This is a genomic window from Rhizobium ruizarguesonis, from assembly GCF_017357285.1.
Taxonomy (GTDB): domain Bacteria; phylum Pseudomonadota; class Alphaproteobacteria; order Rhizobiales; family Rhizobiaceae; genus Rhizobium; species Rhizobium ruizarguesonis.
In genome coordinates this window covers 2097877-2116773 of the sequence record NZ_CP071678.1, presented here as the reverse complement: position 1 = coordinate 2116773, position 18897 = coordinate 2097877, and the positions used below count along the sequence as shown (strand labels likewise).

General features: G+C 60.4%; 21 protein-coding genes. 10 read left to right on the top strand and 11 right to left on the bottom strand.

The genetic code is table 11. From position 1 onward, the window contains the following. The first annotated feature begins 1 nt into the window (after position 1). From J3P73_RS10510 to J3P73_RS10500, 3 genes are read left to right on the top strand one after another with little or no spacing between them, the layout of a single operon-like run. The gene (locus J3P73_RS10510) at positions 2 to 739 is read left to right on the top strand and encodes an alanyl-tRNA editing protein (protein WP_018073318.1); all 738 of its coding nucleotides are present in this window, start codon (positions 2 to 4) and stop codon (positions 737 to 739) included. Positions 740 to 757: 18 nt separating this feature from the next. Then, positions 758 to 1627 carry a 3-mercaptopyruvate sulfurtransferase gene (gene sseA / locus J3P73_RS10505; RefSeq protein ID WP_207579923.1) on the top strand — a complete coding sequence of 290 codons (870 nt, stop codon included), beginning with the start codon at positions 758 to 760 and terminating at the stop codon, positions 1625 to 1627. A gap of 5 nt (positions 1628 to 1632) precedes the next feature. Further along, the gene (locus J3P73_RS10500; RefSeq protein ID WP_018073316.1) at positions 1633 to 2193 is read left to right on the top strand and encodes a GNAT family N-acetyltransferase; all 561 of its coding nucleotides are present in this window, start codon (positions 1633 to 1635) and stop codon (positions 2191 to 2193) included. Positions 2194 to 2223: 30 nt separating this feature from the next. Here the strand turns inward: J3P73_RS10500 and J3P73_RS10495 are convergent, their stop codons facing one another. Both J3P73_RS10495 and J3P73_RS10490 read right to left on the bottom strand, forming a co-directional pair. After that, positions 2224 to 2391: a hypothetical protein gene (locus J3P73_RS10495; protein WP_231286820.1), complete on the bottom strand. Its 168-nt coding sequence runs from the start codon at positions 2389 to 2391 to the stop codon at positions 2224 to 2226. Between the two features lie 97 nt (positions 2392 to 2488). Then, positions 2489 to 3298 (bottom strand): class I SAM-dependent methyltransferase, encoded by an 810-nt coding sequence (locus J3P73_RS10490; protein WP_024320609.1) that lies wholly within the window; start codon positions 3296 to 3298, stop codon positions 2489 to 2491. Between the two features lie 294 nt (positions 3299 to 3592). Here J3P73_RS10490 and J3P73_RS10485 point away from each other — a divergent pair, with 294 nt between their 5' ends. Continuing rightward, the gene (locus tag J3P73_RS10485) at positions 3593 to 4096 is read left to right on the top strand and encodes a DUF1203 domain-containing protein (protein ID WP_130655247.1); all 504 of its coding nucleotides are present in this window, start codon (positions 3593 to 3595) and stop codon (positions 4094 to 4096) included. 125 nt (positions 4097 to 4221) lie between these two features. Here the strand turns inward: J3P73_RS10485 and J3P73_RS10480 are convergent, their stop codons facing one another. From J3P73_RS10480 to ald, 5 genes are all read right to left on the bottom strand, one after another. Then, positions 4222 to 4506: a DUF1330 domain-containing protein gene (locus J3P73_RS10480; protein WP_018073312.1), complete on the bottom strand. Its 285-nt coding sequence runs from the start codon at positions 4504 to 4506 to the stop codon at positions 4222 to 4224. A 63-nt stretch (positions 4507 to 4569) separates the two neighbouring features. Further along, positions 4570 to 5118 (bottom strand): flavin reductase family protein, encoded by a 549-nt coding sequence (locus J3P73_RS10475; protein ID WP_130661460.1) that lies wholly within the window; start codon positions 5116 to 5118, stop codon positions 4570 to 4572. A gap of 67 nt (positions 5119 to 5185) precedes the next feature. Then, positions 5186 to 5935, bottom strand: coding sequence for an SDR family oxidoreductase (locus tag J3P73_RS10470; RefSeq protein ID WP_130655246.1), 750 nt, complete (start codon positions 5933 to 5935; stop codon positions 5186 to 5188). A 240-nt stretch (positions 5936 to 6175) separates the two neighbouring features. Continuing rightward, positions 6176 to 7105 (bottom strand): helix-turn-helix domain-containing protein, encoded by a 930-nt coding sequence (locus J3P73_RS10465; protein WP_245002723.1) that lies wholly within the window; start codon positions 7103 to 7105, stop codon positions 6176 to 6178. Positions 7106 to 7318: 213 nt separating this feature from the next. After that, positions 7319 to 8437 carry an alanine dehydrogenase gene (gene ald / locus J3P73_RS10460; protein ID WP_207580005.1) on the bottom strand — a complete coding sequence of 373 codons (1119 nt, stop codon included), beginning with the start codon at positions 8435 to 8437 and terminating at the stop codon, positions 7319 to 7321. A 155-nt stretch (positions 8438 to 8592) separates the two neighbouring features. Between ald and J3P73_RS10455 the strand changes: the two genes are divergently transcribed. The 4 genes from J3P73_RS10455 to J3P73_RS10440 all read left to right on the top strand — a co-directional run bounded on the left by J3P73_RS10455 (position 8593) and on the right by J3P73_RS10440 (position 12740). Continuing rightward, complete coding sequence (locus tag J3P73_RS10455; protein WP_003538804.1) at positions 8593 to 9054, top strand: Lrp/AsnC family transcriptional regulator; 462 nt, start codon at positions 8593 to 8595, stop codon at positions 9052 to 9054. Positions 9055 to 9126: 72 nt separating this feature from the next. Then, complete coding sequence (locus J3P73_RS10450) at positions 9127 to 10008, top strand: DMT family transporter (protein WP_207579921.1); 882 nt, start codon at positions 9127 to 9129, stop codon at positions 10006 to 10008. Between the two features lie 84 nt (positions 10009 to 10092). Beyond that, a complete protein-coding gene (locus J3P73_RS10445) occupies positions 10093 to 10497 on the top strand; it encodes a PilZ domain-containing protein (RefSeq protein WP_018073308.1) in 405 nt (134 codons plus the stop codon). 254 nt (positions 10498 to 10751) lie between these two features. Next, positions 10752 to 12740: a bifunctional 2',3'-cyclic-nucleotide 2'-phosphodiesterase/3'-nucleotidase gene (locus J3P73_RS10440; RefSeq protein ID WP_207579920.1), complete on the top strand. Its 1989-nt coding sequence runs from the start codon at positions 10752 to 10754 to the stop codon at positions 12738 to 12740. A 42-nt stretch (positions 12741 to 12782) separates the two neighbouring features. Here J3P73_RS10440 and J3P73_RS10435 read toward each other — a convergent pair whose 3' ends face one another. Further along, a complete protein-coding gene (locus tag J3P73_RS10435; protein WP_027689014.1) occupies positions 12783 to 13751 on the bottom strand; it encodes a LysR family transcriptional regulator in 969 nt (322 codons plus the stop codon). A 139-nt stretch (positions 13752 to 13890) separates the two neighbouring features. Between J3P73_RS10435 and J3P73_RS10430 the strand changes: the two genes are divergently transcribed. Next, complete coding sequence (locus J3P73_RS10430; RefSeq protein ID WP_017993710.1) at positions 13891 to 14505, top strand: FMN-dependent NADH-azoreductase; 615 nt, start codon at positions 13891 to 13893, stop codon at positions 14503 to 14505. 47 nt (positions 14506 to 14552) lie between these two features. On the opposite strand, the gene J3P73_RS10425 is transcribed toward J3P73_RS10430, so the two are convergent. After that, positions 14553 to 15128 (bottom strand): TetR/AcrR family transcriptional regulator, encoded by a 576-nt coding sequence (locus tag J3P73_RS10425; protein WP_207579919.1) that lies wholly within the window; start codon positions 15126 to 15128, stop codon positions 14553 to 14555. Between the two features lie 162 nt (positions 15129 to 15290). On the opposite strand from J3P73_RS10425, the gene J3P73_RS10420 reads away from it, so the two are divergent. After that, positions 15291 to 16067 (top strand): SDR family oxidoreductase, encoded by a 777-nt coding sequence (locus J3P73_RS10420; RefSeq protein ID WP_207579918.1) that lies wholly within the window; start codon positions 15291 to 15293, stop codon positions 16065 to 16067. A 58-nt stretch (positions 16068 to 16125) separates the two neighbouring features. Here the strand turns inward: J3P73_RS10420 and J3P73_RS10415 are convergent, their stop codons facing one another. Beyond that, positions 16126 to 17355 carry an MFS transporter gene (locus tag J3P73_RS10415; RefSeq protein ID WP_207580004.1) on the bottom strand — a complete coding sequence of 410 codons (1230 nt, stop codon included), beginning with the start codon at positions 17353 to 17355 and terminating at the stop codon, positions 16126 to 16128. A gap of 197 nt (positions 17356 to 17552) precedes the next feature. Next, on the bottom strand, positions 17553 to 18824 hold the full coding sequence (locus tag J3P73_RS10410; protein ID WP_207579917.1) for a GGDEF domain-containing protein: 1272 nt from the start codon (positions 18822 to 18824) through the stop codon (positions 17553 to 17555). Positions 18825 to 18897 lie beyond the last annotated feature (73 nt).

Here is an 18897-nt window from a genome sequence, read left to right as displayed (position 1 = left end):
TATGCCCGTCAATGCCCTCTATCGTGACGACTTCTATCTCTCGACGTGCGAGGCGGTCGTCACCGCCGTTCACGAAGACGGGGGCATCGAACTGGACCAGACCTGCTTCTATGCGACATCAGGTGGCCAGCCTGGTGACACCGGAGAGTTCGAACGCGCCGACGGCAGCAAGATCGCGCTCGGCCAGACGAAGCATGGTCCAAGCAAAGATGTCATCATCCATGTACCGCTCGAAAACGAGCCGCGGCCTGTGGTCGGCGAGACGCTGGTGCTGCATGTCGACTGGCCGCGCCGCTACAGGCTGATGCGCATGCACACGGCCTGCCACCTGCTTTCCGTCGTCTGCTCCTATCCGATCACCGGGGCTGCCGTCGGCGAGGAGGAAAGCCGCGTCGACTTCGACATGATCGAGACGATCGACAAGGACGCGGTGACGGCCAAGCTGATGGAACTGGTCGAGCAGAACCATCCGGTCACCCTGCAATGGATCACCGACGAGGAGCTTGTGGCCAATCCCGACATCGTCAAATCGAAGAACGTGCGCCCGCCGATGGGGCTTGGGCGCGTCAGCCTCGTCTGCATCGGCGAAAACTCCTCGATTGACAGCCAACCCTGCGGCGGCACACATGTCTCCGAGACTCAGGAAGTCGGCCGGATCCATATCGCCAAAATCGAAAAGAAGGGCAAAGAGAACCGGCGCTTCCGCATCCGCTTCGGCACGCCCGGCGACGAAGCCTGACCATCAAGGGAGACCATCATGAGTGAGACCAAGAGCCGTTTCGTCGTTTCGGCCGACTGGCTGCAGTCCGAGCTCGGCAAAGCTGACCTGCGCGTGCTGGACGCCTCCTTCTATCTGCCGGCGCAGAAGCGCGATGCCGATGCCGAATATGCGGCCGGCCATATTCCCGGCGCCATCCGTTTCGACCAGGACAAGATCGCCGACCATTCGACGTCGCTGCCGCACACGATCCCCTCGCCCGATTATTTCGCCGCCGAAGTCGGCCGACTCGGCATCAGCGAGAATGATCGGATCGTCGTCTATGACGGCATCGGCCTGTTCGCCTCGCCGCGCGTCTGGTGGCTGTTGCGGGTGATGGGCGCGAAAAATGTCTTCGTGCTCGATGGCGGTCTCGACGGCTGGAAGGCCGAGGGCCGTCCGCTGGAAACCACGGCATCCAATCCTGCGCCGGCGACCTTCACGCCGAATTTCAACGAGAGCCGCGTGGTGACGCTCGATAGGATGCGCGACATCGTCTCCAGCGGCGCGATGCAGATCGCCGATGCCCGCAGCGCCGGCCGCTTTGCCGCCGCCGAACCCGAACCGCGTGCCGGCATGCGCTCCGGCCACATGCCTGGCGCCCGCAGCCTGCCCTCCGGCGTCTTCGCCAGCCAAGGCCGATTCAAGTCGCTGCCCGAACTCAGGCAGACGATTGAGGATGCCGGCATCGATCTTTCGAAGCCTGTCGTCACCTCCTGCGGCTCGGGAATCACCGCCGCGATCATCACGCTGGCGCTGGAATCGCTCGGCCATCACGATAACAAGCTTTATGACGGCTCGTGGAGCGAATGGGGCAGTCGTGACGATACGCCCATCGTCACCGGTCCGCCGACGCCGGTCAAAGCCTGATCGCCATGGGGAAGACACCCGCTTCGCTGAAAGCTCACATCACCCGGCTCGAAATGACGGCGCCGCCGAAGGCGAGCATGCCGGTGCCCGTCAATATCCAGACGGCGATCATGCGCACTCCCGAGATCCCGCTGCCCTTCTACCGGTATCTCTACCGGCAGGTGGGTGCGCGCTGGCAATGGGTGGATCGGTTGCGCATGAGCGACGAGCAGCTTGCCGAGACGCTGAACGACAAACGCAACAATATCAGCGTTCTCTACGTGAACGGCGCGCCCGCCGGCTTCTACGAATATTTCTGCGAAGACGAGGATATGATCGAGCTCAGCCATTTCGGCCTGATCGAACATGCGCTCGGTCTCGGCATCGGCAAATGGTTCCTGCTGCAGGCGCTCTATGCCATCTGGTCGCTCAATCCGAAGCGGGTTACCACCACCACCAATAATCTCGACCATCCGCGTGCGCTGCAGCTCTACCAGATGTACGGCTTCTCCCCCGTCTCGACCGGCACCGGCATCGTCCGGCCGCTCAGCGACAAGGAGCTTCTGGAGATTGCACGGAAAAGCTGACGGCTTCTTTCCCGACGTAAGTGGAGGCGACTAACGCTGCGTCAGGCTGTTCGGGCGGCGCGGGTCGTTGCGGCGCTCGAAATCGAGCGTGCGGCCCGACTGTTCCTTCAGTTCCGCCACTTCCCGGCGCAGAGCCTTGAGCTCTTCCAGTATTTCCGCATTCTGTTGCGCCAGCAGCGCGAGATCGATGTCGGGCATAGGCTTTTTCCTTTTCGTCATGCAGTTTTGCGGAATTCGATAGCAAATGCCAGCCATGTCGGCTTGGCCAAAAGCCGACATTCACGCTGAGCGGAAATCACTTAGCGCGCAGGGGACTGTCGCCGTACCGGCGGCCGGTGATCAGCCATGCGCGCGAATCGAATTGAATTCCGTGGGGTGTCCGGTGCTCCTCCAGCATGTCGAGCAGCCGCGCCCGTATTTCGGCTGTCTTGGCGGGACGATCGAGGGCGTTCTTCACATTTTCAAATGTCTGAATCGTCACCAATGCAGTCTCGGGATCCGGACCGTAGAACACTGGCTCGTTGACTTCATGAAACTCGATGGCAGTGAACCCCGCCGTTTCTAGCAGTCCAGACGTTACCGAGGTTTCGCTCAGCGAAAAGGCTTTGCTAGCCGCAACCGGACCGGTTGAATCCGGATCAAGCGCCTCCTGTATGGCGGTCGCCCACTCATTGTGGTCTCTGCCCTGCCAGACCATGAAAATGAAACGCCCACCCGGGCGTACGGCGTTGGCGATGTTGGCGAAAGCCACCGCCGGATCGGCGAAGAACATGACACCAAATCGACTGATGCAAAGGTCGAATTCCCCTTTTGCGAAGACATGGTTCTGTGCATCCGCCAGTTCGAACGTCGCATTGGGTAGTCCCTCCTCGGCGCTGCGCCGGCGGGCAATCTCCAGCATCGTGGCGGACAGGTCTATCCCGTGCGCCCGTCCTGCTTCGGCAGCGCGAGCGGCGTCACGTGTGGTTTGTCCGGCGCCGCAACCGATATCGAGAACACGATCAGACCGCCCGACCGCGGCGGCGACCCGAAAATGCGCGTTATGGAGAGCAAGCTCGGCATCATAGAAGTCCGCGAAGTTCAATGCTGCTTCTTCGGCCATCATCTGTGCCTCCAAACCGAAATTCGTGATGGGTTAGCCACCCAGCCAGCGCACCCTCTCAAAACCGAGCAGCGGCCCGACCATGGGCCATCCGATCGTGTACCACGGTATGAAGACGCCCAATATGCCCGGCGCACTCCCGCAGTGTCTGAGGTTACGAGGAGGTGGGAGTGTGCGCTTTGCGAAAGAAGCAAACTCCGCGTTTCACTCGATCGCCAATGCCTGCGGTGCGCAAGAATCGGGTGGCTTGCACACTCGTCCGGGTGCATTTCATGGCTATCACAAAGGAGATCTGCCATGACCGCCATTCGTTTTGTTGCCATGCCAACGACCGACGCCGAACACCTCTGGAACGGCGGGCGCGACGCCTATGACGGGCTGCCCGCGACGATAGTTTCCGACGGTGACGGCAATCCCTGCCGCCACTGCTTGGGGAATATCGAAGAAGGCGAGGAACTGCTGGTTTTCGCCTACCGGCCCTTCCCCGCGCTGCAGCCCTATGCCGAAACCGGCCCGATTTTCCTACACAAACAGCCCTGCCGACGTTACGCCGCCGAAGAGATCCAGCCGCCGATGCTGGCGATGAGCCCCGACTTCATCGTCCGCGGCTATAGCGCCAACGATCGCATCGTCTATGGCACCGGTGCGGTGACTGATATTGCTGAGATTCAGGCCTATGCCGAGACATTGCTCGCGCGGTCGGAGATCGGCTATGTGCATGTGCGCTCAGCGCGCAACAACTGCTTCCAATGCCGGATCGACAAGGTAAAGGCGCCTGCCCCAGCGGAGAACGGCGCCTGATAGGCGGCGGGCGAGGCGCAACGAGAAGTCGTCAATTCGCCGGCACGCTCCTTCTGCTGTGATCGGCTCGGCGGTTTCGGTTTCGCCTAACGAATGCTTTCGGGATCGCGCGCCTTCGAATGTTATCAAACGCCGCGCAAGGCAATGATCCGCGAACCTGCGGAAGCCTGCCGTTGGTGTGCGAGCGGCGCATATTCGGGCGATGCAAAGAGACCACGGATGGCATCCATATCGAGAAACTCGATGATCAGCATATTCGTCGCCTGCCAGCCTTCGAGTTCGAGTGGCGCGTCATCGAGGGCGATGAGGCGGCCGCCGGCCTTTACCACCAGGGGCAAGGCCTTCGAGCGGTAATCGGCGATAGCTTCGGGGTCGTGGATATCGAGATCGACAACGAGGTAGGCGGACATGATGATATCCTTTCAATCAGTGTGAAGTTTAGGGAGTGTGTTTTTCGCGTGCGGCGGGGCGCCTTATGGCAAATGCCGCCACTTCACCATGCGCTTCCGGAGATCGAGCGTGCCGCCATCGACGGTGAAGCTGCCGTCACCGCTATGATGCATGGCCCGTCGTTCCTTGCGGGTCTCGTCGATCCAGATCCTCTTCGCTTCGAGGATAAAGAGATTGTATCGATCGACGAGACCCGGATCGGCAACACGGCATTCGATATTGGCAAGGCAGTCCACCAGCAGCGGCGCCGCGACATCCTTTGCTGGACGAGTCCTCAAGCTGAACCGCTCGAACTTGTCCACCGTGTCACCGGAGCAATTACCGATGTCCACCACGGTTTCGGCAAGATCGACAGCTGGAATCGCAATCACGCATTCGCCGGTCTTTTTCAGGGTCCGGTGGCTGAAGTCCCAGGGGCCGATGACGCAACCGATCAACGGCGGTGCATGCTGGATCATCATGTGAAAACCCATCGTCATCACATTCTGCGTGCCCTCAAGGCTCGTCGTCACGAGAACGATCGGGCCGGGTTCGAGCAGGCGATAGGCCTGGGAAGCGGAAATCTCTTTCATCGTGCGGCTCCTTCGCGAGTCTCTTCCCCGCACCTGTGCGGGGAAGCTGAAAGACGCTCTGGCGTGATTACCAGCCCTGTTCGACCGGCAGAACGAAGAGTTCCGCGACATTCACATGCGCTGGCGCCTGCGCCGCGAAGACGATGGTGTCGCCGATGTCCGCGCCCTGCAGGAACGTCATCTGCTTGGCAAGGTCGTCCATCTGCTTGATATAGCCAGGCTCGGTGATGTGATCGTACAGCTCTGTTGCCACGGCGCCCGGCTGGATGCAGGTCACCCGGATATTGTGCTTCTGGCCCACTTCCATGCGCAGGCCGTCGGAGAACGCGGCGACCGCATGCTTGGTGGCGCAATAGACCGACAGGCCTTTGAAGACCTTGCGGCCAGCAATCGACGACATGTTGAAAATGTGGCCGGAATGCTGATTGATCATCTGCGGCAGAACGGCGGCCGTGGTGTTCAGCAGGCCTTTGACATTGACGTCGACCATCCGGTGCCATTCGTCGACTTTGAACTGATCGACATCCGAAAGCGGCATCAGGCCAGCATTATTGACGAGAATGTCGATCGAACCATAGGCACCCACCAGCTTTTTGACGCCGGCTTCGACAGCGGCTGGATCGACCACGTCCATTTCGATCACGAGGACTTCACCGCCCTTCGAGACTATCTCCTTTTTGAGGTCTGCAAGCTTGTCGATGCGACGGGCGGCGATACCAACCTTTGCGCCGGCCTCGGCGAGCTTCAATGCGGTTGCGGCGCCGATGCCGCTCGAGGCGCCGGTGACCAGCGCGACTTTTCCATTGATATTCGTCATGGTTTATCTCCTTGTCTTGGCGTCCTTCCAACTGAAAGGGCGGTCGTGTTCGACAAGGAGGAACATAAGGAGGAGGGCCCAATCCCACTCTCGGGACCTTGCGAGATCTGTCGGGATCTTGCTCAAATCAGCAACTCTAAAGCACGTCGAGCAAAACTGTGCAGCGGTTTTGCGCTAACGAGATGCGTAAAAACGAAGACCTGAAGCGCGAGGAGCGAATCTGAAAGATTGCGACGCGCCTTAGCTGCGACGGTAGTCGCTGGGGGAAACGCCGGCCTCACGGCGGAAAATCTGAGCAAAATGGCTGGGGCTCGAATACCCCACGGACATGCCGATCTCGATGATGCTGGTACTGGTTTCCTGTAGAAGTTGCTGAGCCTTGGCTATGCGTTGGCGAATGAAATAATGGGACGGAGAAAGGCCAGTGGCCTTCTTGAAGAGGCGGCTGAAGTGAAACGCGCTGATGCCTGCCGTTTGCGCCAGACGTGCGAGATCAAACGGCTCCTGAAGGTTGGCTTCCATGAATGCGACGGCCCGCCGTAGCTTGGCACCCGGGAGGGCATTTGACGGCCGTGCCTCGGCGTCAAATGTTGCATATTGCCGGATAAGGTGAACGGCGAGCGTCTGCGCCAATCCCTGCACGAAGAGCCGGCTTCCCTGCCCTTCGGCCATCAGTTCGGCATGGATCAGTTCCAGCATGCTGGAAAGATGTTGGTCGCGGCCGCCCGATATGTCGCGCAGGCGCATGGCGCTGGCAGCTTTGCCGAGAACCGCTTCCGCCACCCGTTCAAACAACGGAACGGAGAGATAGAGGTGCATCACCTGGAAAGGTTCGTCTCCCTCGGCACGCCAGCGCATTTCGTATGGCGTGGGCGACCGCGTCAGAAAAAAGTCCCCGACTCTGACTGTGTTGGCCCGCCACTCCCCACCCAGATCGCGTTCTTCCACGCATGCCTGACCTGAGATCACCCAAACAATGAGAGGTTCGGCGACCGCCGGAACAAGAAAGGGGTGTTGCACCGTCAGGCGGGAAAACACCTGAACGAATATATCCGTCCAGGCCGGTCCATCCCCGCTGACGAGTGTTCTGCCGGCAATATATGTTTCGAGGCCGGCAGGTGAGGTTCGAAGCGGGACCGGCGATATTTCCTCTCGACTATCAACCGTCATTGCTGCTCCGTTTAGAGGCGACTGCCCATCGGCATGATACGATAGACACTGATCGGCAGGACACAACGTGACAACAAAAGCATACCTGCAACGCCGCCAACGGTCGCGGTTCGATTACAGCTACGCCGTCATATAAAGAAGGCGGCATCCCCTCGGATACCGCCCTGCCGGCCGAAAAATAGAGATGTAAGCCGTTACCTGGAGTCAGCTAGCTTACGCTACGTTCAGCGCGCTTTCCGGCGCGAAGGCCTCGTAGCCCAGCGCGTCGGCGACCGGCTTGCTGGTGATGCGGCCCTTGTGGACGTTGAGGCCGTTCCTCAGATGCTTGTCTTCGGCGATGGCGCGCAGGCCGCGATCGGCAAGCGCCAAGCCATGAACCAACGTGGCATTGTTCAGCGCGTGCGCCGAGGTGACCGGCACGGCGCCCGGCATGTTGGCAACACAATAATGCACGACGCCGTCGACTTCGTAAGTCGGATCGGAATGGGTCGTCGCATGCGAGGTCTCGAAGCAGCCGCCCTGGTCGATGGCGACGTCGACGATGACGGAGCCCTTCTTCATGCCGGACAGCATCTCGCGGGTGACGAGCTTCGGAGCGGCAGCGCCGGGGATCAGTACGGCGCCGATAATGAGATCGGCCGAGAAGACTTCCTCCTCCAGCGCCTGGATGCTGGAATAACGCGTGTGGATGCGGCCTGCGAAGATATCGTCAAGCTGGCGCAGGCGCGGCAGTGACTTGTCGAGGATGCTGACATCGGCGCCGAGGCCGGCGGCCATCCTGGCCGCATGCAGGCCGACGACGCCGCCACCGATGACCGCGACCTTGGCCGGCAGCACGCCGGGTACGCCGCCGAGCAGGACACCAAGACCGCCATTGGCCTTCTGCAGGGCGGTCGCTCCTGCCTGGATCGACAGGCGTCCGGCGACCTCCGACATCGGCGCCAGCAACGGCAGGCCGCCGCGCTCGTCAGTCACCGTCTCATAGGCGATCGCGGTGACGCCGGAGGCGATGAGACCCTTGGTCTGTTCGGGATCCGGCGCCAGATGCAGATAGGTGTAGAGAAGCTGGCCGTCACGGAGCTGCGCCCATTCGGCAGGCTGCGGCTCCTTCACCTTGACGATCATGTCGCACTTTTCGAAGATATCCTTGGCGGAGGCGGCGATCTTGGCGCCAGCCGCGGCATAGGCAGCATCATCAGCGCCGATACCGACGCCTGCCTTGGTCTCCACCCAGACCTCGTGGCCGTGGGCAACATATTCTCGCACCGAAGCCGGCGTCAGGCCGACGCGATATTCATGATTCTTGATTTCCTTCGGGCAACCGACACGCATGCGCGTTCCTCTCATTTTATCTCCGCGTCGCGGATTTTTTCAGATGAGGAATCCAACCATCAAGACAGTGAAATGTCCTTGCAAAGACGATTTGCGAAGACGCGATTTTTCGGCGATTATTGCATTCATCCTATCTTTTTTCGAAGGTTCTTCGAATGGCTGATCTCGATACCATCGATCTTGCGATTCTCCGGGCATTGCAGGCCAATGCTCGCATCACCAATGCCGAACTTGCCGAAAGGATCGGATTGTCGCCTTCGGCCTGTTCGCGCCGGCTCGACATCTTGGAAAGAAGCGGCGTCATCGGCGGCTACCATGCGCGGCTTTCACACAAGGCGCTCGACTACAAGATGATCGCCATCGTGCATATCTCGCTCTCCGGCCAGTTCGCCAAGACGCTGGCGGAATTCGAGGCAGCGGTGAAGCTCTGCCCGAACGTGCTCGTCTGTTACCTCATGTCGGGCGAATACGACTATATCCTCAGGGTCGCCGCCCGCGACCTCGAGGACTATGAGCGCATCCACCGCGACTGGCTGTCGGCCCTGCCCCATGTCGTCAAGATCAATTCCAGCTTCGCGCTCAGAGAAATCATCGACAAGCCGAATGTCGGGCTTTGAGGCCTTGCATCTTCGCCGAAAGCCTGCCCAGACTTTTCACGCTCGCGGGCGTTTCCCGCTCATTGGCAAGTCATGACATCGAAGACCCAAGGCTATATTTTCGTTCTGCTGGCGCTCACCATCTTTTCACTGCAGGACGCCATCTCGAAACATCTGGCGACGGCCTATCCGCCGATCTTCGTGACGATGATCCGCTATTGGGCCTTTGCGCTTTTCACGATCATCCTCGCTTCGAAGATGCGCGGTGGGATCAAGGCGACGGCCCGCACCAAACGCCCCTTCCTGCAGGTGACGCGCGGCGTTCTGCTTGCAGTCCAGGTGGTTCTCGCCATCACCTGCTTTGCCGTGATCGGCTTTGCCCGTTCACAGGCGGTCTTTTCCGCGACGCCGATCCTGATCGCGCTGCTGGCGATGCCGATCCTCGGCGAACGGGTCGGGTGGCGGCGGTGGGCAGCGATCGGCGCCGGACTGTTCGGAGTGCTGCTGATCCTGAAGCCCGAAGGCGAATTTTTCGACCTTAAGCTGCTTCTCGCCGTCCTTTCCTGCTTCAACTTCGCCTTCTACGTCATCGCCACCCGCCTGGTCAGCCGCGACGACTCGTCGATGACCAGCTTCTTCTATACCGGCGTCGTCGGCGGCGTCACGATGACGCTGGTTGGGCCGTTCTATTGGAGCTGGATGGCGCCGGGCGACTGGGGCTGGATGGCGCTCGTCTGCATGACCAGCATCTCCAGCCATTATTTCCTGATCCGCGCCTACGATGTTCTCGATGCCGCCGCCGTCCAGCCGCTGACCTATCTGTCACTTGTCTACGCTTCTATCTTCGGCATGGTGATCTATGGCGAAACGCTCAGCTTCAACATGATCGTCGGCTCGGCGATCGTGGTCGCCGCCGGCATCTTCACCGTCTGGCGCGAACATGTGGTGGGACGCAGGGCCGCTGCTGCCAATTGACGTTTCACTGCAATTTTAGCCAAGCCCCTAAAACCATTTCAATTTTCCGGCGCTATGCTCCCTGGCTATATCAAGGGAGACAGTATGACCCGCAACTTGAAAATCACGGCCCGAAAGGCCGATCGGAAAAACTGCCGCGTGTTCGGCCATGTCAAATACCTGAACAGCCAGGTGGATGCCCGCATCCTCAACCTATCGCCAACCGGTGCCGCCCTGGAGATGAAGGGGCCGCTCCATGCTGCCTCCGGCAGCAAGGTGCGCATCGAGGCCGAAAACCTCGGGCTGCTCGAAGGTGTCATCCGCTGGAAGCATAATGGCCGCGTCGGCATCCAGTTCGACGTGAACTCGAATGCGCGGGCGCAGATCTCCTCCTATTTCCGCTTTTTCCATAAGGAGATGCGGCCGGTACTGGCAGTACGCCCGCTGGTTAGAACCGCCGTCAACGTCGAGCGGACGCCCCACTTAACAACATCGACGCCAAACTCGTAAGGTTGCCCGGCCTTTGCGCCGAAGGAGCGGCTGAGATGCTCCAGCGGCTGCGGTTGACGCTGACGCCGAGGATGACCGCGCCTTGCGTTTGCGGCGGCCTGGCGCCGACTGACTGAACCATAAATTGCATTTCAGAGCCATGACGCTTTTCCGGCGGATTGTTTTGACGTCCTGTCATTTTCGCAGTGTACTCCTCGCCAAATCGTCCTAATTCTGACGGGCCGGACGATGCATGACCCTGAAGGAGAGTTTCCATGTCTTCCAATTTCGATGTTGGCGTAATGAGCCGCCGTTCCCTGCTCGGCGGCCTCGCCGCCACTTCCGCCCTGGTGCTGCTGCATCCTTTCAGCGCCCGCGCCAGCGCCAACCAGGCGCATCTCAGGCTGATGGAAACGACCGACATTCACGTTAATGTCTTCCCCTATGACTATTATGCCGACAAGCCGAACGACACGATGGGTCTTGCGCGCACCGGGACGATCATCGACGGGATCCGCGCCGAGGCCGCCAACTCACTGCTGATCGACAATGGCGACGTGCTGCAGGGCAATCCGATGGGCGACTACATGGCCTATCAGCACGGCATGAAGGACGGCGACGTCCATCCGGTGATCAAGGCGATGAACACGCTCGGCTATACGGTTGGCACGCTCGGCAATCACGAGTTCAACTACGGCCTCGACTTCATGTTCAAGGTCCTATCAGGCGCGAACTTCCCCTTCGTCTGCGCCAACCTGACCAAGGGCCAGCTCGCCTCGGACCCGAAGCAGGACGATCTCTTCTTCAAGCCCTACATCATTCTGGAAAAGCAGATCAAAGACGGCGCCGGCAATGAGAGCCCCGTCAAGATCGGCTTCATCGGCTTCGTACCGCCGCAGATCATGCTCTGGGACATCAAGAACCTCGAAGGCAAGGCGCAGACGCGCGACATCGTCGAGGCCGCCAAGGCCTGGGTTCCCGCCATGAAGGAAGCCGGCGCCGATATCATCATTGCGCTCTCGCATTCCGGCATCGACGGCAGCGCACCATCCGAAAAGATGGAGAACGCCTCGCTGCATCTCGCCGCCGTCGATGGGATCGACGCGATCTTCACCGGCCACCAGCATCTCGTCTTCCCCGGCCCGAAGAGCTGGGACGGCGTCGCCAATGCCGACCCCGTCAAGGGTACGCTGCACGGCAAGCCCGCCGTGATGGCCGGCTTCTGGGGCTCGCATCTCGGCCTTATCGACCTGCTGCTCGAAAAGGACGGCAATGGCTGGAAGATCGTCGATTTCACCTCGGAAGCACGGCCGATCTATCATCGCGACGACAAGAAGAAGGTGGTTGCCGACTACGCCGACAAGAAGGACGTGGTCGAAGCCGCCAAGGCCGAGCACGAAGCGACACTTGCCTATGTCCGCACCCCGGTCGGCAAGACGTCAGCACCGCTCTATTCCTACTTCGCACTCGTCGCCGACGATCCCTCGGTGCAGGTCGTCAGCCAAGCCCAGACCTGGTACATCAAGCAGATGCTCGCCGACACCGCGTTCAAGGACCTGCCGGTGCTTTCGGCGGCGGCTCCCTTCAAGGCCGGCGGTCGCGGCGGCGCCGATTACTATACCGATGTTCCGGCCGGCGATATCGCCATCAAGAACGTCGCCGACCTCTATCTCTACCCGAACACGGTGCAGGCTGTTGCCATCACCGGCGCCCAGGTGAAGAACTGGCTCGAAATGTCAGCCGGCATGTTCAATCACATCGAGGCCGGCTCGAAGGATGCGGCGCTGCTCAATACCGATTTCCCCTCCTACAATTTCGACGTGATCGACGGCGTCACCTACCAGATCGACCTGTCGCAGCCGCCGAAATATGATTCATCAGGCAAGCCGATCCATCCGGACGCCAACCGCATCCAGAACCTCGCCTTCAACGGCAAGCCGATCGACCCGGCTCAAAAGTTCGTCGTCGTCTCGAACAACTACCGCGCCGGCGGCGGTGGCAATTTCCCTGAGATCACCGCGGATAAGGTGATCTTCCAGGCGCCGGATACCAACCGCGACGTTATCGTCCGCTATATCCATGATCAGGGCACGATCAATCCGTCGGCTGACGCAAACTGGACCTTCAAGCCACTCGCGGGCACGACCGCGACCTTCGAAAGCGGCCCGAAGGCGAAGCAGTTCCTCGCCGAGGTCAAGAGCGTGAAGATCGAGGATGCCGGCGAAGGGGCCGATGGTTTCTCGAAGTTCAGGCTGGTTCTTTAAGCCGAAGAGGATGCAGGCGAAGGCGCGTCCGCCGCGCCTTCGTCATTCGGCCGCGAGCGGTGTCGCGGGTTCCTGGAGTTCCGCCATCTGCGCATGAAAATCGGCCTGGTTCGGGCAATGGGAAAGCCGCGTGCGGAACGCGTCGATCATCCAGGTGGCGGCAGGTCCGGGCGGGTTGGCGAGTTGGCGCACCGAATATATCGGATACTCCCCCTGTTCGTAGGCATCCAGATCGAGATGGACGAGCGTGCCGCCAACGAGATCGTCATGGATCACGGAAGCCGGAAGGCCGCCCCAGCCAAGGCCGGCCTTGATGAGCTGGTGCTTCGTTGCAATATCACTGACGCGCCATGTCTTGTAGGACAGAACGTTGAAATCGCGCCCCTTCGTCCGGCCCGACGCATCGGTGACGACGAGTTGCACTTCCTCGCGGACGTCGCCGAGCGTCAGTGGCCGGCCGATCCCGGCAAGCGGGTGGTTGCGCGCGGCAACCGGCAACATGAAGGAATGACCGATCCGTTCCGTGACGATCGAATCGTCCTGCTTGACGACCGCGCCACCAATCCCGATCGTCGCCTTGCCGCTGAGGACGAGATCCATGACCATTCCGAGCTCGCCGACATTGAGGCTCAACGAAACGGATGGAAACATCTCGCGGAATTCGTGGAGGACGTCCACCAGGGCTCGCGAAGGCACCATGACGCTGATGGCGACCGAAACCTCCGCTTCGAGCCCTTCCCTCAGGCTCTTGACGCGCGCCCGCATGACCTGCAGGTCGCCCAGAATGCGCCGCGCATCCTCCAGCATCGCCTTGCCAGCCTCCGTCAGCCTCGGCTGGCGTGCGCCGAAGCGCTCGAAAAGCGGCACTTCGAGCTGTGCTTCCAGATTGGCGATCGTATAGCTCACGACTGACTGTGCCCGGTTCAGCGCCCGCGAAGCGGCCGAAAAGCTGCCGGTCTCGGCAACGGTCAAAAACACCTGCAATTGGTCCAGAGTCGGGTTCGGCAGCATCTTCTATCCATTCCATCGATAGTTTCGATCGACATTATCACCGTTTTTTCGATAGCAGGCCAGACCTATTTTCCTCATCGAGACTGCGGCTCACCTCCCAGCAACGGGCCGTCAAATCCCATTCGAAAGGAAATGCACCATGTCGTCCATCCTTCTTCTGACGTCCAGCCCGCGCGCCGAATCGCTCTCGACGCCGATCGCCGTTGATCTCGCCGAAAAGCTGAAGAACCAGAATCCGGGCAGCGTCGTCGTCCGCCGCGACCTTGCCGCCACCCCGCTGCCGCATATCGATGACCTCTTCACCGGCGCGATCCGCAAGCCGGCCGAGGCCCGCACCGCTGAGGAAGCCGTGGCCGTCAAGACTTCCGACGAACTCGTCAACGAACTGCTCGCTGCCGATACGATCGTCATCAGCACCGGCCTCATCAACTTCAACATCTATTCGTCGCTGAAGACCTGGATCGACAATGTCGCCCGCGCCGGCCTGACCTTCAAGTACACGGAAAGCGGCCCGGTCGGCCTCGCAACCGGCAAGAAGGTTTATGTGGTACTCGCCTCGGGTGGCGTCTACTCGCAGGGACCGGCCGCCGCCTTGAACCATGCCGTGCCGTACCTGAAGTCGGTTCTCGGTTTCCTCGGCATCAGCGATATCGAGACCATCTATGTCGAAGGCCTGGCCTTCGGTCCGGAAGCTGCCGAAAAGGCGATCGACGCCGCTAAGTCGCGCGTCCAGGAAATCGCACTGGCCGCCTGATCGGCTCTTCAACGCTCTGTGGAACGGCCGGCCTTGCCGGCCGTTTTTCATTTGTCGATATCGGCGACAAAATCCCGGACCGTTGCCAGGATCTCGGCCGAGAGTTCTTCGTCGGACGAAATCCTGGCAAGGCCGACGCCGCCGGCCATCATCGCGAAGGCCATGATCGCCTTGCGCCGCCGTTCGCTATCGTCCGCTCCCGCAGCCTTGCCCGCCAATGACGCGAAATTACGCCTGAGCCCGTCCGTCGCGATCCCCCGCGCCTTTTCGCCGCTACGCGATATATCGGAGGTCAGCGCGGCAAAAGGGCAGCCCTCACCCGGATTGTCGCGGTGATAGGCGCTCACATAACGATCGGCGACATCGGCGGCCGTCATCTCCGCCGGGTTCACCCCCTCGGCCTCCAGCTTGCGTCCCCATGAATCGAAAGCGGACTGGATCGCCTCGGCGACGAGATCGTCACGGGAGGCGAAATGCTTATAGAAGCCGCCGACGGTCAGCCCGGCTTCCTTCATCAGATCGGCGACGCCAATACCTTCGAGCCCCTCTTCGCGTAGTCGCTTCGACGCGATCTCGATAATCTTCTCGTGCGTCTTCTGTTTTTCCAGCTGCGAACGGCCCATCGGACATCTCCCCGGCACTAATCGAATGAGCATGATGTCGGCCGAAAACCGCTTACACTTTTCGGCATCATGCTTCTCTTGACTCATGTGGATTATCATCATAATCCTTGTAGATAACGATCATAATCCAGATCGTTGCCAATTCCAAGAGGAGCATGAATCATGCGTCTAAGAAATAAGGTCGCCCTGATTACCGGCGGAAACAGCGGCATCGGTCTTGCGACCGCCAGGGTCTTCATCGACGAGGGTGCCAGGGTGGTGATCACCGGCCGCAACCCGGAAACGCTCGCTGCCGCCGAAAAGGCGCTGGGAGCCGGCGTGTTGGCGCTGAAGGTCGATGTCACCGATGCCGCCGCCACCGAGAAGGCGTTTGCGGAAGCCGCCGGAAAGGTCGGCAAGTTCGACATCGTCTTCGCCAATGCCGGCATCGGCGGCGCGACGCCGCTCGGCGAGACATCGCCGGAGCAGTTCAACCAGATCATCAGCACCAATCTCACGGCGGTTTTCTTCACCGTGCAATCGGCCCTGCCGCACCTCAATGACGGCGCTTCGGTGATCCTCAACGGTTCCGTGCATGCCGTGCTCGGCGCTCCCGGCTGGACAGCCTATGCGGCGACCAAGGCGGCAGTCCGGGCCATGACGCGCAATATGGCATCCGAGCTCGCACCGCGCGGCATCCGCGTCAATCAGGTAACGCCCGGCGGCACGAAAACGCCGATCTGGTCGCCGATGGCCCAGACGGAAGACGCCATGTCGGCGCTCGAGGCGCGCATCGGAGGCATGAGCCCGCTCGGCCGCATGAGCGAAGCCGACGAAATCGCCAAGGCGGCGCTCTATCTGGCTTCGGATGATGCGGCCAATGTCACCGGCATCGAGATCACCGTCGACGGCGGCATGACGAGTGCCCCCTCCGGCGCCAAGATCTTCCGCGCTGCCTAAGTGAGCCGGGCTGGGCAGGTCAAACTTGCCCGGCCCCTTCGCCGGCCTCGGCCACCCGTCATAGAGTGCTTGTATTGTCTCCTACGGATGCTTTGTTTCGTTCTTGCGTCGCACGGTGGGCAACACGAAACAGGACGATTGCAAAATTCAGGACGGCAAGCAGAAGCACGACGTACAGCATGGTCTGCACGCCGGAGGAAACGATGAGATTGCCGGCGATCAGTGGAAAGCCGAAGACGCCGATGGAATAGGCGAGCGAAAATAACAGCAGCGATTGCGGCATAAGGCCGGCGGGAGCCTCATTGGCCGCCAGGCCGTTGATGACGGAATAAGTCAAGCCATAGCCCACTCCCAGCATCGCCGCGCCTCCCAGATAGGCAAACTGATTTGATGTCAGCATCAGGAACAGCACGATCGATGCCAGCGTCAGACTTGTCAGGACCACAAGCGAATAGAGTGGGTCTTTCTTGACCACATATCCCGCCACGAACAGCCTGCTCAGAATCGCGGCGGACATGAAGCCGATGAAGAACAGGGAGTAGTCGAATCCGTGCGCCTTGGCGTAGCTGGTCTGAAAGCTGGACAGCCCGCCGAAAATCGCGCCGCCGATGCCGACCATGACGATGGAATAGATGGCCCGCGAGCCGATCACCTCGCGTGCTGAGCCAAATGAGATCTTGTTAACATGGGGCAAAATCTTGCCGGCATTGGTCAGCCGGATATGGAGCAAAAAGTAAAGCGCACCGCCGGCGAGACTGGCAAGGAACGCAAATGCGAAGGCCGCCTCGATCGGCATCGACCAGCTGGTAGCAATGCGGCCAATGATCGGTCCGGCGCCGATGCCCGACATCATCGATCCCGAAAGCAGGGCAAAAAACCGGATCCGATGTTCGGGTTCGACGATCGCGGCGACCAGAATAGGGCCGAGCGCATAGAAGGTGCCCCAGCCTATGCCGAGGATTAAACCGACCACCATCAGGCTCAGCCCAGCTGAGGGAACCATGGCGAATCCCAGCGCTGACGCGGCAAGAAACAATCCCGAGACAGCCACCGCCCGCGCCGAGCCAATGGCATCCGCGATGTGGCCTGACAGGATCACGAGAATGACGGTGCTGACAGTCGCAGCCGAAATGATCAGGCCGGCCAGCGCCTCGTCGCCGCCGCGCTGGCCAACCAGCACCGGGATCAGAAAGGTCACGCCATAGGCAATCGAAAGAAGAAACCCTCCGATGCACAAAACGGCAAACTCGCCGCCATCGACTTTCTGTGCTGCAACTGAATCACTCATGTCCACGCCCCTCGCAGGAAAGCTCATCCGGAATGCTGCGGCAATGGAGATCACGTTTGTGTTATGCTAACAAGCCGTTTTTATGGCTCTCATAACATGTTGAAAATACGTAAATATACGGGAATGTGTTGCTGTTTACGCAACATCCTAAACACCCGCGGCCGACCGCGCTGCGCTGATCGACGAGCCCACCAGGCCTAACTGAGTTTCACCACGCCGGAGCGGCCGACGACGCAGTTGCGGCCGCTCTTCTTGGCCGCATAGAGCCTGCCGTCGGCAGCCGTCAGCACGGTGGTGAAATCGACGCCGTCTTCGTCGGCGGTCGCAACGCCGATACTGACCGTGACCGGCCTGTCATCCGGCGTCTTGACGCTGGTCGCGATCGTCCAGCGCAGGCGCTCGGCAAGCAGCAGACCTTCTTCATGGTCGGTGCCCGGACAGACGGCGACGAATTCCTCGCCGCCGAAGCGGAAGACGCGGTCGCTGGAACGCAGTGTCGTACCGAGCCGAGCGGCGATCGCTTTCAGAACCTCGTCGCCCTGGAGATGGCCGTAGCCGTCATTGACATCCTTGAAGTGATCGGCGTCGATAATAAGGACGGTGGCGAATAACCCCTGCTTCAGTGCCTCGAGCAGCATCAGCGGCGCTTCCATTTCCATGCGCGTCCGATCGTAGACGCCAGTGAGGATGTCGCGGCCGGTGCGCTCCAGAAGAGCGTTGTAGCGCTCGCGGAACGTCAGGTCGCCGAACACGTCGCTGATGGAGCGTGCGGACCCGGCTGCTCCGCCGCGGCGAATACGATATTCATAGAATGCAAACATCGCCGCGTAGAGGCAGACGGCAAGCATTTTTGCCTTCCAACCGCCCCAGAATGCGGCGATCGGCACGTCTAAGAAATAATGCAGCGCGGCGAAGAAGCCGATCTGGTCGAAGGTCAGCAGCACGAAGCCCGAAATCAGGAAACGTAGGACGACGCGGCGGCGGAAGAAATCGCCGAGTTTTTCGTAAAGCAGAATGATGCCGAGCGAATCGACATAGAGCAGCGCCGTGCCCCAAACCATCAGCCAGCCCATCTTCTTGAGGAAATCGACGTCGGGTGTGTGGTTGGTCGACATCTGCAGCGGCTGGTGCAACTGCAGCACCCAGGCAATACCGACGGTGAGCAGGTTGCCGAGGAACAGGCCGTAGATCGGCTGGCGCACCGTCGCGGCATCCTCCTGCAGGTAAAGCATCAGGATCATCATCAACTTGCCGGAGAAGAAGACGGATGAACCCGGCGACACATCCCCGAACGGCAGCGAGACATAGAAGACCGCCGCCAGATAGGTCTCCATGAAATGCATGACGCCGAGCGCCGTCAGGAAAACCCCGAGACCGAGCCGATGACGGAAATGCAGAAGCGTTACCATCAGCACGAAATAGGCGATGGCTTCGACGACGAAGAGAAGGAGGTTGAGTGTCTCCATCATGAGACCTCGGCTCCGGACGTTCGGCCTCCTGCTGGCGCGGCGATCGCGACGGCGAATCCTTTGGTCAATCGTC

Bases quoted from the DNA above. Each gene is read 5' to 3' on its own strand.
- J3P73_RS10480 (WP_018073312.1), bottom strand. From the start codon at position 4,506: ATGTCCGCCTACCTCGTTGTCGATCTCGATATCCACGACCCCGAAGCT.
- J3P73_RS10420 (WP_207579918.1), top strand. From the start codon at position 15,291: ATGCGTCTAAGAAATAAGGTCGCCCTGATTACCGGCGGAAACAGCGGC.
- J3P73_RS10490 (WP_024320609.1), bottom strand. From the start codon at position 3,298: ATGATGGCCGAAGAAGCAGCATTGAACTTCGCGGACTTCTATGATGCC.
- J3P73_RS10470 (WP_130655246.1), bottom strand. From the start codon at position 5,935: ATGACGAATATCAATGGAAAAGTCGCGCTGGTCACCGGCGCCTCGAGC.
- J3P73_RS10445 (WP_018073308.1), top strand. From the start codon at position 10,093: ATGACCCGCAACTTGAAAATCACGGCCCGAAAGGCCGATCGGAAAAAC.
- J3P73_RS10425 (WP_207579919.1), bottom strand. From the start codon at position 15,128: ATGGGCCGTTCGCAGCTGGAAAAACAGAAGACGCACGAGAAGATTATC.
- J3P73_RS10435 (WP_027689014.1), bottom strand. From the start codon at position 13,751: ATGCTGCCGAACCCGACTCTGGACCAATTGCAGGTGTTTTTGACCGTT.
- J3P73_RS10415 (WP_207580004.1), bottom strand. From the start codon at position 17,355: ATGAGTGATTCAGTTGCAGCACAGAAAGTCGATGGCGGCGAGTTTGCC.
- J3P73_RS10410 (WP_207579917.1), bottom strand. From the start codon at position 18,824: ATGATGGAGACACTCAACCTCCTTCTCTTCGTCGTCGAAGCCATCGCC.
- J3P73_RS10485 (WP_130655247.1), top strand. From the start codon at position 3,593: ATGACCGCCATTCGTTTTGTTGCCATGCCAACGACCGACGCCGAACAC.
- J3P73_RS10430 (WP_017993710.1), top strand. From the start codon at position 13,891: ATGTCGTCCATCCTTCTTCTGACGTCCAGCCCGCGCGCCGAATCGCTC.
- J3P73_RS10440 (WP_207579920.1), top strand. From the start codon at position 10,752: ATGTCTTCCAATTTCGATGTTGGCGTAATGAGCCGCCGTTCCCTGCTC.
- J3P73_RS10475 (WP_130661460.1), bottom strand. From the start codon at position 5,118: ATGAAAGAGATTTCCGCTTCCCAGGCCTATCGCCTGCTCGAACCCGGC.
- ald (WP_207580005.1), bottom strand. From the start codon at position 8,437: ATGCGTGTCGGTTGCCCGAAGGAAATCAAGAATCATGAATATCGCGTC.
- sseA (WP_207579923.1), top strand. From the start codon at position 758: ATGAGTGAGACCAAGAGCCGTTTCGTCGTTTCGGCCGACTGGCTGCAG.
- J3P73_RS10495 (WP_231286820.1), bottom strand. From the start codon at position 2,391: ATGCCCGACATCGATCTCGCGCTGCTGGCGCAACAGAATGCGGAAATA.
- J3P73_RS10465 (WP_245002723.1), bottom strand. From the start codon at position 7,105: ATGACGGTTGATAGTCGAGAGGAAATATCGCCGGTCCCGCTTCGAACC.
- J3P73_RS10450 (WP_207579921.1), top strand. From the start codon at position 9,127: ATGACATCGAAGACCCAAGGCTATATTTTCGTTCTGCTGGCGCTCACC.
- J3P73_RS10455 (WP_003538804.1), top strand. From the start codon at position 8,593: ATGGCTGATCTCGATACCATCGATCTTGCGATTCTCCGGGCATTGCAG.
- J3P73_RS10500 (WP_018073316.1), top strand. From the start codon at position 1,633: ATGGGGAAGACACCCGCTTCGCTGAAAGCTCACATCACCCGGCTCGAA.
- J3P73_RS10510 (WP_018073318.1), top strand. From the start codon at position 2: ATGCCCGTCAATGCCCTCTATCGTGACGACTTCTATCTCTCGACGTGC.